At 66.9% G+C, this 15,035-nt stretch carries 15 protein-coding genes; 7 read left to right on the top strand and 8 right to left on the bottom strand.

Going from position 1 to position 15,035, the window contains the following annotated elements; translation table 11 throughout:
• Nucleotides 1-56: 56 nt before the first annotated feature.
• Complete coding sequence (locus KF791_04200) at nt 57-1,322, top strand: MFS transporter (GenBank protein ID MBX3731779.1); 1,266 nt, start codon at nt 57-59, stop codon at nt 1,320-1,322.
• Nucleotides 1,323-1,432: 110 nt separating this feature from the next.
• Here the strand turns inward: KF791_04200 and KF791_04195 are convergent, their stop codons facing one another.
• From KF791_04195 to KF791_04185, 3 genes are all read right to left on the bottom strand, one after another.
• Nucleotides 1,433-1,942, bottom strand: a complete 510-nt coding sequence (locus KF791_04195; protein ID MBX3731778.1) for a hypothetical protein — start codon at nt 1,940-1,942, stop codon at nt 1,433-1,435.
• On the bottom strand, nt 1,939-2,457 hold the full coding sequence (gene lepB / locus KF791_04190; protein ID MBX3731777.1) for a signal peptidase I: 519 nt from the start codon (nt 2,455-2,457) through the stop codon (nt 1,939-1,941). Before lepB ends, KF791_04195 begins: the two co-directional genes overlap by 4 nt.
• Before the next feature lie 359 nt (nt 2,458-2,816).
• Nucleotides 2,817-4,352, bottom strand: coding sequence for an arylsulfatase (locus tag KF791_04185; GenBank protein MBX3731776.1), 1,536 nt, complete (start codon nt 4,350-4,352; stop codon nt 2,817-2,819).
• A 139-nt stretch (nt 4,353-4,491) separates the two neighbouring features.
• Here KF791_04185 and KF791_04180 point away from each other — a divergent pair, with 139 nt between their 5' ends.
• Nucleotides 4,492-5,007 carry a sulfite exporter TauE/SafE family protein gene (locus KF791_04180; GenBank protein MBX3731775.1) on the top strand — a complete coding sequence of 172 codons (516 nt, stop codon included), beginning with the start codon at nt 4,492-4,494 and terminating at the stop codon, nt 5,005-5,007.
• On the opposite strand, the gene KF791_04175 is transcribed toward KF791_04180, so the two are convergent.
• Nucleotides 4,946-5,734, bottom strand: a complete 789-nt coding sequence (locus KF791_04175; GenBank protein ID MBX3731774.1) for a LamB/YcsF family protein — start codon at nt 5,732-5,734, stop codon at nt 4,946-4,948. The genes KF791_04180 and KF791_04175 overlap by 62 nt on opposite strands.
• A gap of 122 nt (nt 5,735-5,856) precedes the next feature.
• Here KF791_04175 and KF791_04170 point away from each other — a divergent pair, with 122 nt between their 5' ends.
• The 4 genes from KF791_04170 (at nt 5,857) to shc (ending at nt 10,586) form a co-directional block, all read left to right on the top strand.
• Complete coding sequence (locus KF791_04170; protein ID MBX3731773.1) at nt 5,857-7,326, top strand: hypothetical protein; 1,470 nt, start codon at nt 5,857-5,859, stop codon at nt 7,324-7,326.
• A gap of 4 nt (nt 7,327-7,330) precedes the next feature.
• Nucleotides 7,331-8,104: a pyridoxine 5'-phosphate synthase gene (locus KF791_04165; GenBank protein MBX3731772.1), complete on the top strand. Its 774-nt coding sequence runs from the start codon at nt 7,331-7,333 to the stop codon at nt 8,102-8,104.
• Complete coding sequence (acpS, locus tag KF791_04160; GenBank protein ID MBX3731771.1) at nt 8,101-8,478, top strand: holo-ACP synthase; 378 nt, start codon at nt 8,101-8,103, stop codon at nt 8,476-8,478. Before KF791_04165 ends, acpS begins: the two co-directional genes overlap by 4 nt.
• Nucleotides 8,479-8,591: 113 nt before the next feature.
• Nucleotides 8,592-10,586, top strand: a complete 1,995-nt coding sequence (shc, locus tag KF791_04155) for a squalene--hopene cyclase (GenBank protein ID MBX3731770.1) — start codon at nt 8,592-8,594, stop codon at nt 10,584-10,586.
• A 19-nt stretch (nt 10,587-10,605) separates the two neighbouring features.
• Here shc and KF791_04150 read toward each other — a convergent pair whose 3' ends face one another.
• From KF791_04150 to KF791_04135, 4 genes are read right to left on the bottom strand one after another with little or no spacing between them, the layout of a single operon-like run.
• Complete coding sequence (locus KF791_04150; GenBank protein ID MBX3731769.1) at nt 10,606-11,427, bottom strand: prepilin-type N-terminal cleavage/methylation domain-containing protein; 822 nt, start codon at nt 11,425-11,427, stop codon at nt 10,606-10,608.
• Between the two features lie 56 nt (nt 11,428-11,483).
• Complete coding sequence (thiE, locus tag KF791_04145) at nt 11,484-12,128, bottom strand: thiamine phosphate synthase (protein MBX3731768.1); 645 nt, start codon at nt 12,126-12,128, stop codon at nt 11,484-11,486.
• Nucleotides 12,129-12,141: 13 nt separating this feature from the next.
• A complete protein-coding gene (locus KF791_04140) occupies nt 12,142-13,005 on the bottom strand; it encodes a type II secretion system protein (protein ID MBX3731767.1) in 864 nt (287 codons plus the stop codon).
• A gap of 11 nt (nt 13,006-13,016) precedes the next feature.
• Entirely contained in the window at nt 13,017-13,337 is a 321-nt protein-coding gene (locus KF791_04135) for a tetratricopeptide repeat protein (protein MBX3731766.1), read from the bottom strand.
• A 217-nt stretch (nt 13,338-13,554) separates the two neighbouring features.
• On the opposite strand from KF791_04135, the gene gatA reads away from it, so the two are divergent.
• A complete protein-coding gene (gatA, locus tag KF791_04130; GenBank protein ID MBX3731765.1) occupies nt 13,555-15,033 on the top strand; it encodes an Asp-tRNA(Asn)/Glu-tRNA(Gln) amidotransferase subunit GatA in 1,479 nt (492 codons plus the stop codon).
• The last annotated feature ends 2 nt before the right edge of the window (nt 15,034-15,035 follow it).

Raw genomic sequence — 15,035 nt, 5'->3', positions numbered from 1 at the left:
CGCGACCACCGCACTTCGGTCGCCGCGATCGGCAGCCCCCCCCGGTTCCAACGCGCATGGCGAACCGCCCGCTTGGCATCCTGTTCCTGACGGTCTTTGTGGACCTGATCGGGTTCGGCATCGTGCTTCCGTTGCTGCCGACCTACGGCGAAAGCTTCGGTGCCTCCGGTCTCACCATCGGCGCCCTGATGGCCAGCTACTCGGCAATGCAGTTCCTTTTTTCGCCGGTGTGGGGGGCATGGTCGGACCGCGTCGGACGCCGTCCCGTCATCGTGATCAGCACCCTCGGCTCCACGCTGAGCTATGCGCTCTTCGCCTGGGCTTCCACCGGCGCCGGCGCAGCGGCCCTTTGGGGCCTGTTCGGGTCGCGGATGCTGGCGGGGATCTTTGGCGCCAACCTGACGGTTGCGCAGGCGTACATTGCGGATATCACCCCTCCGGCCGATCGGTCGCGACGGATGGGATTGATCGGCATGGCGTTCGGGCTTGGATTCATCCTCGGACCGGCCCTCGCGGTGCTGGCGTTGAACACTCTTGGCAAACCGGGGCCCGGGCTGGCGGCCTCCGCGATCTGCGGCGTCAACTGCCTGCTCGCCTGGGCCCGCCTCCCGGAAAGCCGGCAACCCGGCGGCCCGTCCGGACCCCGCCGCCCCCGCCTTGCCCAGGTCCGCCACGTCCTGGAACTCCCCTGGGTGGGATTTCTGGTCATGATCTTCTTCCTTGCCACGTTCGGCTTCACCTGCTTTGAGACCACACTGGGCATCCTGGTGGCCCGAAATTTTCAGCTCAGCGAGCACGCGTCCCACAACACCAACGCCATCCTGTTCTGCTTCGCCGGGCTGATCGGCGCTGTGGTACAGGCGGGCCCGATCGGCCGCCTGGTCAAACGCCTTGGGGAACCCCGGCTGATTGCGTTGAGCCTCGTGGTCTTTGCCGTCGGCCTCGCCCCCCTGCCGTGGGTGCGGGGGCAGGGGACGCTTTCGCTGGCGACCTTGTTCTCCGCGAACGGCGCCGGTTGGTGGGCCCTGCTGCTGCTGGTGGCGCTGATCGCGGTCGGCTCGGGACTGACCCGACCGCCTCTTTTCGGTCTGGTTTCCAACCTGTCTCCGGAGAACGAACGGGGCGGCACCCTGGGAGTGGTGCAAAGCGCGGGCAGCCTCGCGCGGATCCTCGGTCCCCTGCTGGCCGGACTGCTCCTCGATCGCCATCCGGCCTGGCCCTACGTGTTCTGTGCCGGGATCACCCTGATTGCCGGTCTGATCTCCTGGGGGCGGCTCGTGGGTCGGGTCACACTGCCCCAGCCATCACCCGCCGCCCCCTGAGTGCACCATAGGCGGATGGGGAACGGGAGGAGGCTGAGGACCGCCGTTGTCATCGTCCCAACGTTCCCACCCGCCTCCTCCACCTCTCCCGGGCTCCGGCTGCTTCAGGGCTATTGCTTCAGGGTCTGGATGGTCTCCACCTGCCGCACTTTCCAGGCGCCGTCCACCTGCTCCAGGAAGAACCGGAATTCCATGGCCTCGAACCCCTCCTGACGTCGGCGGTTGCCGGTGATTTCCGCGGTCGCGGTGAGATGCGCCACCGAGGTGCGTCCATCAGGACCGAGTTCCACGACGATGTCCAGAAACCGGACCTCCAGTCGTCGCGCCTCGCGACGGGCCACCCACATGGCCTGCTGGATCTCGCCCCGACCGTTGAGGTTGAAGGTTCCCACCCCGAGAATTTCGACCTCGATGTGGGCCTCGGCCGAGAAGTGATCCACCAGCCGGGAAATGCGCCGGCCGGCCGCGATGCCCTGCTCCGACGGCTCAAAAGACACATCGGCCGCCACGGCATCCAGGACACGGCGCACGCGGACCACCTCGCCGGGGAAGAGACGCTCCCGCCAATGCCATCCGGCAAGGAACAGCACCAGCACGGCAGCCAGCCCCCAGCGCCTCATCGCACCACCTTCCCAAGAATCCGGTTCCGGTCCGCCAGGCCAAAGTAGTGGGCGTCCTGTGCCATGCTCCGGTTGTCCCCAACGACGAAGAATTCCGACGGCCCGATCACGCGATCCGTTCCATTGGTCGGCCAGGTCCACGCAGCGGGACCGGGCGCAAGGTACGGTTCCGACAGCGGCTCACCGTTGATCCGCACGACGCCGCGCTCGATTCGCACCCGTTCCCCGGGAAGTCCCAGAATCCGCTTCAGGTACAGCGTGTGCCGCCCGCTCGTCTGGATGGCCACCACGTCCCCACGCTGAAGCCCCTGGACGCGGGTCAGCGCCGGACTGATCCATCGGCGTTCGCCATCGCGGAACGCGGGCACCATGCTGATCCCGCTCACCCGCACCGGCACGAGCCCGTACCGGAACGTCCACAGGGTCAGCGCCACCAGCACCACCAGACGGATCAGCGTCAGACGCGGGTTTCGTCCGACTGCAATCACCTGCCACCACGGGGCCGGAGGTCTCACCTCGGAAGGAATCAAGGTCTCCACAGAAGCGCCGGAAGGTAGGGTGAAGTCGCCCTCCACCAAAAGCGCGATTTCACTCCGGACCCGCCGTGACGCGCAGCGCCGGTTCGATGCGGGATTGGTACGGCACTTGAGGCGGCTGGTGGCGCCGGCGTCACACGCGGCCGGCGCGCCGTCCATTCAGGAACCCGATGCCGCCGCCGGGACGGTGGAGACGTGAACGCGGCGAACCACACGGGTCCGTCGCCAAATTCAGCCACCCGGCCCGGGGTCACGCCGCCCTGGCCCGTTACGCGCCCCGCGACCGGCGGGGCGGACGTTCCCCGTGGGAAGTTGACGCAGCGTGACGTACTGGGGGCCTACTGCCTGGACCCGGCGGTCACGGCCTCCATGACCCGATCGAGGTTGAACGAGCCTGGCTTTTGACGCGGCGGGAACTCCCTGAAGCTCTGAAGCCACTGACCGACATAGGCCCCGGCCGGGGCGATCGCGAACATATGCTCCAGGTACCAGCGCTGGAAGCCCATGGCATTTTCCTCCTGGGCCCGTTCAAACGGATCCATCCGAAGATTCGTGAGCGCCGGTGCGCGCAACGGAGTGAAGGGCATCTGCCAGACATTCATCCCCTGCGCTTCCTGTCGCAGGAACGTCACCTTCCAGTTGCCGTAACGGAGGGCGGCGACGCTGCCGTCGTCGGTCCAGTAAATGAACTCCTTGCGAGGCCAGTCCGCCTGGCCCTTGAGCGCCGGCCCCAGGTCGTAACCATCGAGGTGCACCTTGTACGACCGCCCTCCGATCGTCCGCCCCTTCCTGAGATCCTCCACCACGGTGGCATCACCCGCGGCCGCCAGGAACGTCGGCAGCATGTCCTCGTGTGCCGCAACGTCATTGATCACCGTCCCGGGCCGGATGACGCCTGGCCAGCGGATGAGCGTGGGCACCCGGTATCCCCCCTCCCACTGGGTGTTTTTTTCACCCCGGAACATGGTGGTGCCCCCATCGGGCCAGGTGAACGTCTCCGCACCGTTGTCCGAGGAATACATGACGAGGGTGTTCGCCTCGAGGCCAAGCTCCTTGAGCTTGTCCAGCAGCAGGCCGACATGACCGTCATGCTCCACCATCCCGTCGGCGTACACGCCCAGTCCGGACTTGCCGTCGGATTCCTGCTTCAAGTGCGTGAAGATGTGCATGCGGGTGGAGTTCCACCAAAGGAAGAAGGGCTTGTCCGCCTGCTTCGCGCGCTCCATGAAATCCAACGCCCTCGCATTGACTTCCTCGTCAATGGTTTCCATGCGCTTGCGGGTCAGCGGGCCGGTGTCGGTGATCCGGCCATCGGCAAAGCTGTGGATGACTCCGCGCGGTCCAAACTTCTTCTTGAATTCCGCGCCCCTGGGGTAGTCGGGATTCTCCGGCTCCTCTTCGGCGTTCAGGTGATACAGGTTGCCGAAGAACTCATCGAATCCGTGTGCGGTTGGCAGGGTGTCGTCGGTATCGCCAAGGTGATTCTTGCCAAACTGCCCGGTCATGTATCCCTGGGCCCGGAGCAGCGTGGCGATCGTGGGATCCTCCTTCTTCATGCCTTCCGGCGCACCGGGCAGGCCCACCTTGGTCAGCCCGGTCCGGATCGGCGACTGTCCGGTGATGAAGGCCGCGCGCCCGGCAGTGCAGCTCTGCTGCCCGTACCAGTCCGTGAACAACGCGCCTTCGCTGGCGATCCGGTCAATATTCGGCGTCCGGTATCCCATCATGCCCCGGTTGTAGGCACTGATGTTGAACTGCCCGATGTCGTCCCCCCAAATTACCAGGACATTGGGCTTCCGGTCGGCGGCTCGGGCGCCCAATGCGAGACCAGCGAGGCCGAGGGCGAGTGCGACGAGGGTCAGGAACGGCTTCATCAATGTTGCTGGGGCGAATTGAATGCCGCTCAGAGTTACGCCGTCAACGGCGAACCGGACATTGGGTCTCGGCGCACGTGTCCGACCTTTCGGGCAACAGGGGTCCGTGCGGCAACCGCAGGCAGACCCGGCCTGAACGATGCCCGCAGTCCCGATCCCACGCTGCGTCCCCCGATGCGCCCCCCGTCCGCGCCGGGGCCGCATCCGGGTGTGGCGACGCACGGCGCGCCTGAAGCTCGCCAATCCGGGCGATCCCCGGCACGTTCGCGCGATGCTCAACGGACTTCCGGCGACACTGGCGGCGGCCCTGCCCCTGTTGTTGATCGGCCTCTTCGGAGGCCTGACCTCGGGACTGCTCGGGGTGGGCGGCGGCATCATCATGATTCCCGCCATGAACCTGATCGCCGGCATCCCCATCAAGACCGCGATTGGCACCTCGCTCGCGGTGATCATTCCGACAGCGCTCGTCGGCGTCGGCGAACATCATCGCAACGGGAATGTGGACTGGCGGATCGCCCTGTGGATCGCCGGGACGGCCATCATCGGCGGATACCTGGGGGCGCGGTTCGCGGGGACCCTGTCCCCAATGATGCTCAAGCGCGCCTTCGGCGTCTTGATGGTGGTCGTCGGCTTCCGGATGGTGCTCGGGCGCTGACCCGTTCGCCGGCAGGCGCCCGGGGAAACCATTCCTGCGCCGCCATTCGGGCGATACGCACGGCTCCGGGGGAATCCGCGTGCACGCACCAGGTCTCCGCCTGCACCTCAATGCGCCGCCCGTCCACGGTCGGAATCCCACACCCCTCCCGGAGATTCCGCAGCCGGACTTCAATCAGCGCGGGTTCCGAAACCACAGCGCCCGGCGTCCCGCGCGGCACCAACGTACCCTCGGCACGGTAGCCCCGATCGAGAAACCCTTCGGCCCAGGCGGGGACGCCTGCCGCCCGCGCTGCGGCCACCACCCTGCCGCCGGCAAGCCCGATGATGCGAACTCCGGGAAACCAGCGACCGACCACGGCGGCCAGCGCGGTCGCCAGCCGGTTCTCGCGTTCCGCGGCGTGATACAGGGCCCCGTGGAGTTTGACGTGCACCACCCCGGTCCCCGATTGGCGGGCAATGGTGTCGAGAGCCGCGACCTGCTGGAGCACCAGCGAGCAAAAGGCATCCGTCGTGAGCGTCACCGGCAGTCGTCCGAATTCGCCGGAGATTCCCGGATGCGCCCCAATGCGCACCGAGTGTTCACGCGCCAACCGGACGCACGCCTCCATGGAACGGACGGATCCTGCATGGCCTGCGCAGGCGATGTTTGCCGAGGTGATCAGACGCATCAGGGCCCTGGTCCTCGCCAGGGGCTCTCCTTCGCCCAGGTCCGCATTCAAGTCCACAAGCCGGCAGTCCCGCCCCGGGAATTCCGTCGCGGTCCCCCAGTAGACCGCTTCGGCGGACGCCGGGCAATGGCCCGTGGTTGCCTAACGGTCTCGGACGTGCGAGGAAGTCCGCACTCGTTATGCGGAAATACGGCCTCGTCACGTTCGCAGGGATCCTATTGGCCGCCACCGGATGCAGTCGCCCGGAGGCGCCCTCGGAGCTTTCATGGCACTTCGCCGGGGGCGCCGCATTGAAGGCACAGACCAATGCTCCAGTTCTCGCAGAAAGTCTCTCCCTTCCGCAGTCCGCCGCCGTCGTGGGGCCGCTGTCCCAGCGGCTCGCGGAGGCTTGGTGGCACGTCGGCACCCGTGGCCGACCGGCCACACCCGCGGACCTGGGCTCAGGCATTGCCTTGATTCCTGACCTGCTGGTGCAGGAGAGCCGCGGTGCCATTCGGACCCGTCCGCAAGGCGGCCTCGAATTCGCCGTCGCCATCCGGGGTCTCGGCACCCAGACACCGGCCTGGGAGGCCGCCTGGACCGCCTGGGTGCGCGCCATGCACGCCGCGAGGGGCGGCGGCGATGCCGCGCCCGCCACGCTGCGGCAGGCCGATTGGTTGATTGCCGTCTCCGATGCAACGTTCCTGCCGCCCGCGGCCGCATGGACGCTGCTGCAGGAGGTCCCCGGCGATCCGGATGCGGTGGCCCGGTTCGATGTCCGCTACCCGGGGCGCCTGGGGCTTCAGGCCTCCATGACCTGCCGCGACGGCGCTGCCCGGTGGGCCGGCAAGGCCACCCTGCCGAAGCCACTTCCGGCGGCGCTCCCCGCATGGGAGATCCCCCGCGGAATCCGGGAGCCCCTCGTGATGTTCACCGCGGTCCGCGCGGTTCCCTCCCTGATCGAGAACCTTCCATGGCTGCAGTCCTGGACGGGGAAGGTCGTGCCCTCGGAACTGTTCGTCTGGGGGCAGCCCGGCCGGCCGCAGTGGGGGCACACCTATTTCGCCGCACGCATCGAGGATCCGGGGGCCGCCGTCAGCGATATTCAACGGCGGCTCGCCCCGCTGTTCGCCACCGGCGGGGACACCCGGTTCCGCGGTGAGGTCCAGCACGATCCCAAGGCGGCCCGCCTGATTCTGAATGGCAATCTGCCCGTCGTGCCCACGTTTGAGGCCCAGTCCGATGGGGGACGGGGCTACCTGACGTTCGGGTTCATGCCAGCCCGCAATGCGACCAACGAACTTGCCCCGGAGATGCTGGTCCAGATGAACCGCTCGAACCTGGTGTACTACGACTGGGAATTCACCGGCGCGGCCGCCCATCACTGGCATCTGGGCAACCAGTTGGTGGACCTGTTCGAAGGGCGTCAGGCGGTGGTGGACAGCCCCGCTACGCAGTGGCTGCTGGCGGCGGCACCCCGGATGGGGGAATCCGTCACGGAGGCCCTCGTCATCGGCCCGGGGGAACTCTCCCTCGCCCGCAAGTCGCCCATGGGCCTTTCCGGATTCGAACTGGCCGCGCTCGCGCACTGGATTGATCCCAAGCCGCCCATGCGTCACCGGCCCTCCGCCGCCGCCACCAACCGCCCCGCGGCCCGCCCGAAGCCCTGATCTCATGCTCAAGCTGGGGGTCAACATTGACCACGTCGCCACGCTGCGGCAGGCCCGATATCGCGGAGAGGCCGAAACGTCCCGGGCGGAACCGGATCCGGTGCTGGCCGCAATCCAATGCGAGGCGGCGGGATGCCACGGGATCACCGCCCACCTGCGCGAGGATCGCCGCCACATCGTGGACCGCGACATCCATCGCCTGCGGGCGGCGGTCCGGACCCGTCTGAACTTCGAAATGGCCAACACGCCGGAGATGGTGCACCTCGCCATTGAGGTGCGCCCGGACATCGTCTGCCTGGTGCCGGAACGCCGCGAGGAAGTCACCACGGAGGGCGGACTGGATGTTGTGGCCGCACGCGAAGCGTTGAAGATCACCTGCCGAAGGCTCGGCGAAGCCGGAATCCCGGTCAGCCTGTTCATCACCCCGGACGCCTCCCAGGTGGACGCCGCCCGCGAGGTGGGTGCCCGCTACATCGAGCTGCACACCGGGCGCTACGCCGGGGTGTACACCGATCCAGCGACCCGCTTCGCCGAACTGGAGCGCCTGGCGATCGCGTCCGGACGGGCGCACACCCTTGGGCTGGGCGTCAATGCCGGCCACGGGCTGACCGTCGGCAATGTGCCGGCGCTGGCGGCAGTGCCGCACCTGGAGGAATTGAACGTCGGCCACACCCTCGTCAGCAGAGCCCTGTTCGTCGGCTTTTCTGCAGCCGTCGGCGAAATGCTGCAGGCCATGGCCGCCTACCCGGGCAAACACCGGGATCCCGGGACGCGATGATCCTCGGAACGGGCATGGACCTTGTGGAGATCGCCCGTATTGAGCAGATGATCGAGCGATTCGGACCGCGCTTCATCCACCGGATTCTGCGTCCCCCGGAGGCCGCCTATTGCCAGGCCCAGGCGCGGCCGGGTCCACACATTGCGGCCCGGTTCGCCGCCAAGGAGGCCGTTGGCAAGGCCTTTGGCACCGGTATCGGACGGGACCTGGCGTGGCACGACATCGAGATCGGCCGGATGGAAACCGGCCAGCCCTCGGTGCAGCTCCACGGCGGGGGGCGCCTCCTTTGGAACCGGCGTCAGGCCGTCCGACTGCACCTCAGTCTGACCCATACGCCTGTCGTTGCGGGGGCGGTGGCGATCCTTGAGGGCTGATTCCACGGCAGGCCGGAATACAGGGTGCCAGCCCTGCCCGGACTCGATCCGCGCTGTTTCGGAGTCGAAACAAGACCTTTACAGTCCGGGGTCGGCTCCCATGCTAGCCCGGCATGTCGGCTTCCACGGTTTTGACCGTTGCCCCCAATGCGGACCCGCGGACGGGAACCGCCCCACCTTCCGGTTTCCGGCCCCTCGACGAAGCGATCACCCGATCCCAGTCCTATCTCCTCTCGGAACAACGTCCGGAAGGGTATTGGGTGGGAGAACTCCTGGTGGACGTGACCCTCGTGGCGGACATGGTCGCGTTTTATCATTGGTGGGGGAAGGTGGACCGCGACTGGGAGCGCAAGGCGGTTCACCACATGTTCGAACGGCAGCTTGCCGATGGTGGCTGGAACATTTACCCGCACGGCCCCGCCGAGGTGAACGCCACCGTCAAGGCGTACCTCGCCCTCAAACTGGCGGGCGTCCCGGCCACGGACCCCAGGATGTTGAAGGCCCGCGAATGCGCCTTCGCCCTTGGCGGTGTCCCGCGGATGAACACCTTTTCCAAGCTCTACCTGGCCCTGCTCGGGCTGGTGGAGTGGAACCATGTCCCCACGGTCCCGTGCGAAGTCCTCCTGATCGGCAAATGGTTCCATGTGAACTTCTGGGACATGAGCAACTGGTCCCGGGCGATGCTCATCCCCCTGGCCATCATCAATCACTTCCGTCCCACCCGGCCGCTGGGCAACGGCGTCCACCTCGACGAGCTGTATCCCAACGGGAAATGGGAACTCAACGAATCCCTGCGTCCGCGGTACTTCGATTTCACGCTGCGCAATGCCTTCCTGTGGCTCGACCGCCTGCACAAGCTGGCGGAATGGTTCGCGCGAAAACGGCTGCATCCGTTCCGGCGCCGCGCCCTCCGGCGTGCCGAGGCCTGGATGATCGCGCGCTTCGAGGGCAGCGATGGCCTGGCCGCCATCTTCCCCGCCATCCTGAACTCGCTGATCGCGCTGATCGCGCTGGGCTACCCCGATGACCACCCGCTGGTGATCCGGACCCACGGCGAGCTGCTCAAGCTCATGCATCTGGAGGCGGACACCCTCCGCATCGAGCCCTGTCTGTCCCCGGTGTGGGATTCCGCCATTGTTGCCATGTGCCTGCGCGAGTCGGGGGTGCCCCACGACCATCCGAAGCTGCGAAAGTCGTGCGGTTGGCTCCTGGACAAGGAGATCCGGTTTCGAGGCGACTGGATCCACAAGAACCCGGCGGACGTTGAGCCCTCGGGCTGGGTGTTCGAGTTTGCGAACCAGTGGAACCCCGACGTGGATGACACGGCCATGGTGCTGCTGGCGCTGCGACAGATCCCCGGGGACGACCGGGCGCGGCGCGACGCCTGCCTTCAACGGGCCATCCGTTGGATGCTGACGTTCCAGTGCCGCGATGGCGGCTGGGCGGCCTTCGACAAGGACTGCACCAACAGCATTCTTGAGAAGGTGCCCTTCGCAGACCACAACGCGATGCTCGACCCGGAGTGCGCCGACATCACGGCACGCATCCTCGAACTGCTGGGGTACGAGGGCTACCCGGTATCCCATCCCCAGGTGCAGGATGCCCTGCGATTCCTGCGCAAGACCCAGGAAACCGATGGTTCGTGGTTCGGCCGTTGGGGCGTCAATTACATCTATGGCACCTGGCAGGTGCTGCGGGGCGTTCAGGCGCTGGGACTCGACATGGGCGAACCATGGCTGCTGAAGGCACGGGACTGGCTGCGCAGCGTGCAGCAACCCGACGGGGGCTGGGGCGAGCGATGCAACACCTATGACGATCCCATCTTCAAGGGCACCGGTCCGAGCACCGCGTCGCAAACCGCCTGGGCCGTCATGGGACTCTGCGCCTTTGGTGACCTCGAGGATCCGTGGCTCCGCCGGGGCATTGAGTACCTGATCCGGACCCAGAACCCCGATGGCTCATGGACTGAGGATGAGATCACCGGCACCGGCTTCCCCCAGGTCTTCTACCTGAAGTACGACATGTACCGGAACGCCTGGCCGCTCCTGGCCATGGCCACCTACCGGAAGCTCCTCCGGGGAGGCCGCCCCGGCGACGGCCGGGCCTGATCAAATGGGCCCGGGGGGCTCATCGAAAGTGCGGTTCGTTGTCCCGGTTCCAGAGACGCGCGACCTGTTGGCGTTTTGCGGGATCCCGGTGCAGTTGACCGATCAGGTCGAGCCGCCGTTTGGCTTCCACATGGCCGTCACAAAAGGCGATGGAGGCGCGGCCGGCATGAACCTCGAGAGGCCACTGCCGCTCGTCGTACATGCCGATGAATCCACTCCAGTCCCGATCCCCCTTCTTTTTCAGATCCCAGTTGCTGTCGCCGTAGGAAATCATCCCTGAGGGATTCACGACCGCCGACTCCCGGGTCTCGCCCCAAACCGGGTCTCCCATGTAAACGCCCAGACCCGTGTTGGGGTTCTGCCCGGCGAAGGCACCCCAGACGTTGTAGCCGTAGCTCATGAAGAAGGTGCCGCCGGGCTTGAGGCGCACCTCGTCGTCGAGATACCCGAGCCTCGCGGGCAGCCCGCTCCCGAACTTCGCGATCCACTGGGATTTCGGCGGTGCCGCCGGGCAGTGAAAGACCGCCGTGTTCTTCCCGCCGTACATGGATTTGCGGAGCAGCGCAGGCCAGATCCATGTGTTGCCGTCCGCCCCATCAATCCCCACGGGATACACCCCGGTGTCCATGATGTAGGTCGCCGTCGCCAGCCCGAGTTGTCGCAGGTTGCTGATGCACTTGGTCCCCTGCGCCTTGGCCTTCGCCTTCCCCAGGGCCGGCAGGAGCATTCCGGCCAGAATCGCGATGATGGCGATGACGACCAACAGTTCGATGAGGGTGAACGCCCGCAAATCACCCGGCGGGGGCCGCCGGGCCCCGGGTCCATCCACCGGAAATTCCATGCTCCGGATCGAATCCCGGCCGCGGCGCGAAGGCGAGTCACAAATCCAGCTCCCGGTCAGATCGCACCCATCCGCCGCCGGAACTCCCGACATGCGGCGGCCGGGTCGGGATGCTTCAGGATTGCCGACACCACGCAGACACGGGAGGCGCCCGCGGACAGCACCGCGTCGAGGTTGTCCAGGGTGATGCCCCCGATGGCGAACCATGGAATCGCGAGGTGGGCCGCCGCCCATCGCACGTAGTCCAGTGTTGCCGGCGGGCGGCCCGGCTTGGTGGGTGTGGCGTGGACGGGACCCACAGCGACATAATCGGCCCCCGCCTCCACCGCGCGCCCCGCCTGATCGGGCGCATGGCTGCTCAGACCGAACTCCATCCAAGCGCCGGGAGGCCGCAGCGCCTCAACCCGGGTATGTCCGGCATCAAAGAAATCCTCCTGTCCCAGATGGACACCATCCGCCCCCACATCCCGGGCCAGTGCCACATGATCGTTGATGACCAGCCGCACCCCGGCCTCGCGGGTGACACGCAGGATGCCTTCCGCCAGAGGCCGGACCGCATCCGGATCGAGATCCTTCGCCCGCAATTGGATCAGGTCCGCGCCGCCGCCGGCGAGCTGCCGGGCCACCTCGACTGGCGAACGGCCGTCGAGCCAGGCGGTATCCACAAAGGCGTACAGGCGGCAATCCTTGAGAGGCTTCATCCGTGCTCCCACCCTACCGGCGCCGCGTCGTGCGCTCGCGCAACCATTGGGTGTCTGCACGGCCGGTCGTGCCCGGAACACCACCATGTGCCTGATGATAATCGCCACGGAACGGCGGATTGTTGAAGCGGCTGTCGGCCCAGCGATGCGCCTCGGAGTGGCCGTCCGCAAAGGAAAAATTGGAGATCCGCCCGTGATAGTTTCCGGGAACATGATACACGCCACCGCTCCCGGACATGTTCACCCCAAAGAACGGACGGCAGATGCTCTGGGGATGGATCTCACCAAAAATGAACGTCTCAGAAGGTTGAAGGACCTCGCCAGATTTCATCGGAACCACCCAGGTGCGGCGCTCTCCCTGGCTGTTGTAGGGGTTGCCCGTCCACGCCACGAAGGCGTTCATGCTGTAGCTGCGCGGATTGCGCTGCTTCCGACCGTTGATGGTGTGGGTGTAGGTGTCGCCCGGGCACTTGAAACTCCCCTTGGCACGAAGGTAGGGGGCGATGAGGGACACCCGCTCGTTGATCAACCCGTTGGCGGAACCCTCGAGCAAGTTGCTGCCCTCGCGCCCCTCCACCCAGAGGCGTGGGACGAAGTTGGGCGGCGGGTTCGTCAGGTTGACAGTGGCGTCCCCTTCCCCATTGGGCGGCAGGGAGTCCTGAAAGTCGGCCGCGTAGACCAGGGACGCGGTGATGAGCTGGCGGGTGTTGTTCAGGCAGGAAGCCCCGGTGGCCTTCTGTTTGGCCCGGGAAAGCGCCGGCAGCAGCATGCCCGCGAGAATCGCGATGATGGCAATGACGACCAGCAGCTCGATCAACGTAAATCCGTTGCTCGAGCGACCGGCAGGACCGGCGTGGCGGCGGCGGGCGGCGGGCATTGCATTGGAGCTCACGAGGTGGTGGGTGCGGTGGCGGGGAGATCGGCCAGCAGGGCCTCCACCTCGGCAAGGGGCCCGTCATGATGTTGCAGAATGGCGAGTTCGCGCGCCCGCTCGAACGCCGCGCGCGCCGCGGCAAGATTGCCGAGCTCCAGGTCGCAGCGGCCGATCAGGATCTGTACCGCCATCCAGTCCGGCCGGCGCTCCAGCGCCGCGGCCAGGTGCCCGCGCGCCCCGGCGTGGTCCCCCCGATCCAACAGCGCCCTGCCGAGGCTGAACCTCGCGAGTTCATTGTCGGGATGCTTTGCGGCCAGTTCCCGGTGTCGCTCCATGGGATCCACGGGGAGCAGTCTGGCACAGGATCCGGATGCCCCCAAGACCAACGTGAGGCACGCTGCCGGTCCGGAGTCCGGCAGACCGGGCCAATCGGCGCGGAGGGCCCCGCCGGGTTGCCAATGCCTGAACCCCGTTGCCATGGGGCCACCGGGTTGCCACGGCTTTCCCCTTTCTCCGGACGCCCGATTCGCTGAAGGTCCGCCGTTCGTTTTCATGTTCCGACACCTCACCATTGCAGGGCTCACCGAGGCGCTCACCCGGCGCGAATGCTCCGCCCGCGAGGCCCTGCAGGCCTGCTTCGACCAGATCGCCCAGGTGGACGGCACCCTGCGGGCCTTCCTGAGCTACGATGTCGCCAATGCCGAAGCCCAGGCCGATGCCGCCGACCGCGAGCTGGACGCCGCCCCACCCGCTCCCGCAAAACCACTGCTCGGGGTTCCCGTGGCCCTCAAGGATGTGCTCTGCCACCAGGGACAGCCCTGCTCCTGCAGTTCCAAGATCCTCCAGGGTTTCGTCGCCCCCTACGACGCCACCGTGGTGGCCCGGCTCAAGGAAGCCGGTGCCGTGGTGTTTGGGCGTCTGAACATGGACGAGTTTGCCATGGGCAGTTCCACTGAGAATTCGGCCTTCTGGACCACTGCCAACCCCTGGGATCCAAAACGAATCCCGGGCGGATCGTCCGGAGGATGCGCCGCCGCGGTCGCCGCCCATGAATGCTTTGGGAGCCTCGGTTCCGACACCGGCGGCTCCATCCGCCAGCCGGCCGCCTTTTGTGGCGTGGTCGGCGTCAAGCCGACCTACGGCCTCGTCTCGCGCTACGGGCTGGTCGCCTTCGCCAGCTCCCTCGACCAGATCGGCCCGTTCGCCCGGACGGTTGGCGACGCCGCCCGCCTGCTCCAGGCGATCGCCGGCCACGATCCGAGGGATTCGACGAGTGTCCCGCGGCCGGTTCCTGACCTGTCACGGTCCATCGGCCGCGACCTCAAGGGCCTGCGCATCGGGTTGGTGAAGGAGTTCCAGATCGGCGGCGTGGATCCGGAAGTGGATGCCGCCGTCCGCGCCGCGGTTCGCCAACTGGAAAGCCTCGGGGCCACGTCCGTCGAGGTCTCCCTGCCCCACAGCGAATACGCGGCGGCCACCTATTACATCATCGCGCCCGCGGAGGCGTCCGCGAATCTCGCGCGGTTCGACGGCATCCGGTACGGACTGCGCGTGGACGGCCGCGACCCGGAGGAACTGAACTCCCGGACGCGCGGCGCGGGCTTTGGGGCCGAAGTGAAGCGCCGCGTCATCCTGGGGACCTATGTGCTGAGCTCCGGATACTATGACGCCTTCTATCTGCGCGCCCAGAAGGTGCGCACGCTGATCCGGAACGATTTCCTCAAGGCGTTCGAGCAGGTGGACGCCATCGTCACGCCAACCACCCCGACCGCGGCGTTCAAGGCGGGGGAAAAGACCTCGGATCCCCTCCAGATGTACCTGAGCGACATTTTCACGATCTCCTGCAATCTGGCGGGCAACTGCGGCATCAGCGTGCCCTGCGGCTTCACGGCGGCGACCGCGGACGCCCCGCGTCTCCCGGTCGGTCTCCAGATCCTGGGCCGTCCTTTCGACGAGGAGACCCTCTTCCGCATTGCGCACGCCTACGAGCAAAGCACCTCCTGGCATCGCGAGCGGGCTCCGATGTCCTGATC

The sequence above is a fragment of the Verrucomicrobiia bacterium genome (assembly GCA_019634635.1).
Lineage (GTDB): Bacteria > Verrucomicrobiota > Verrucomicrobiia > Limisphaerales > UBA9464 > UBA9464.
This window is presented reverse-complemented; position numbering and strand designations above follow the sequence as displayed.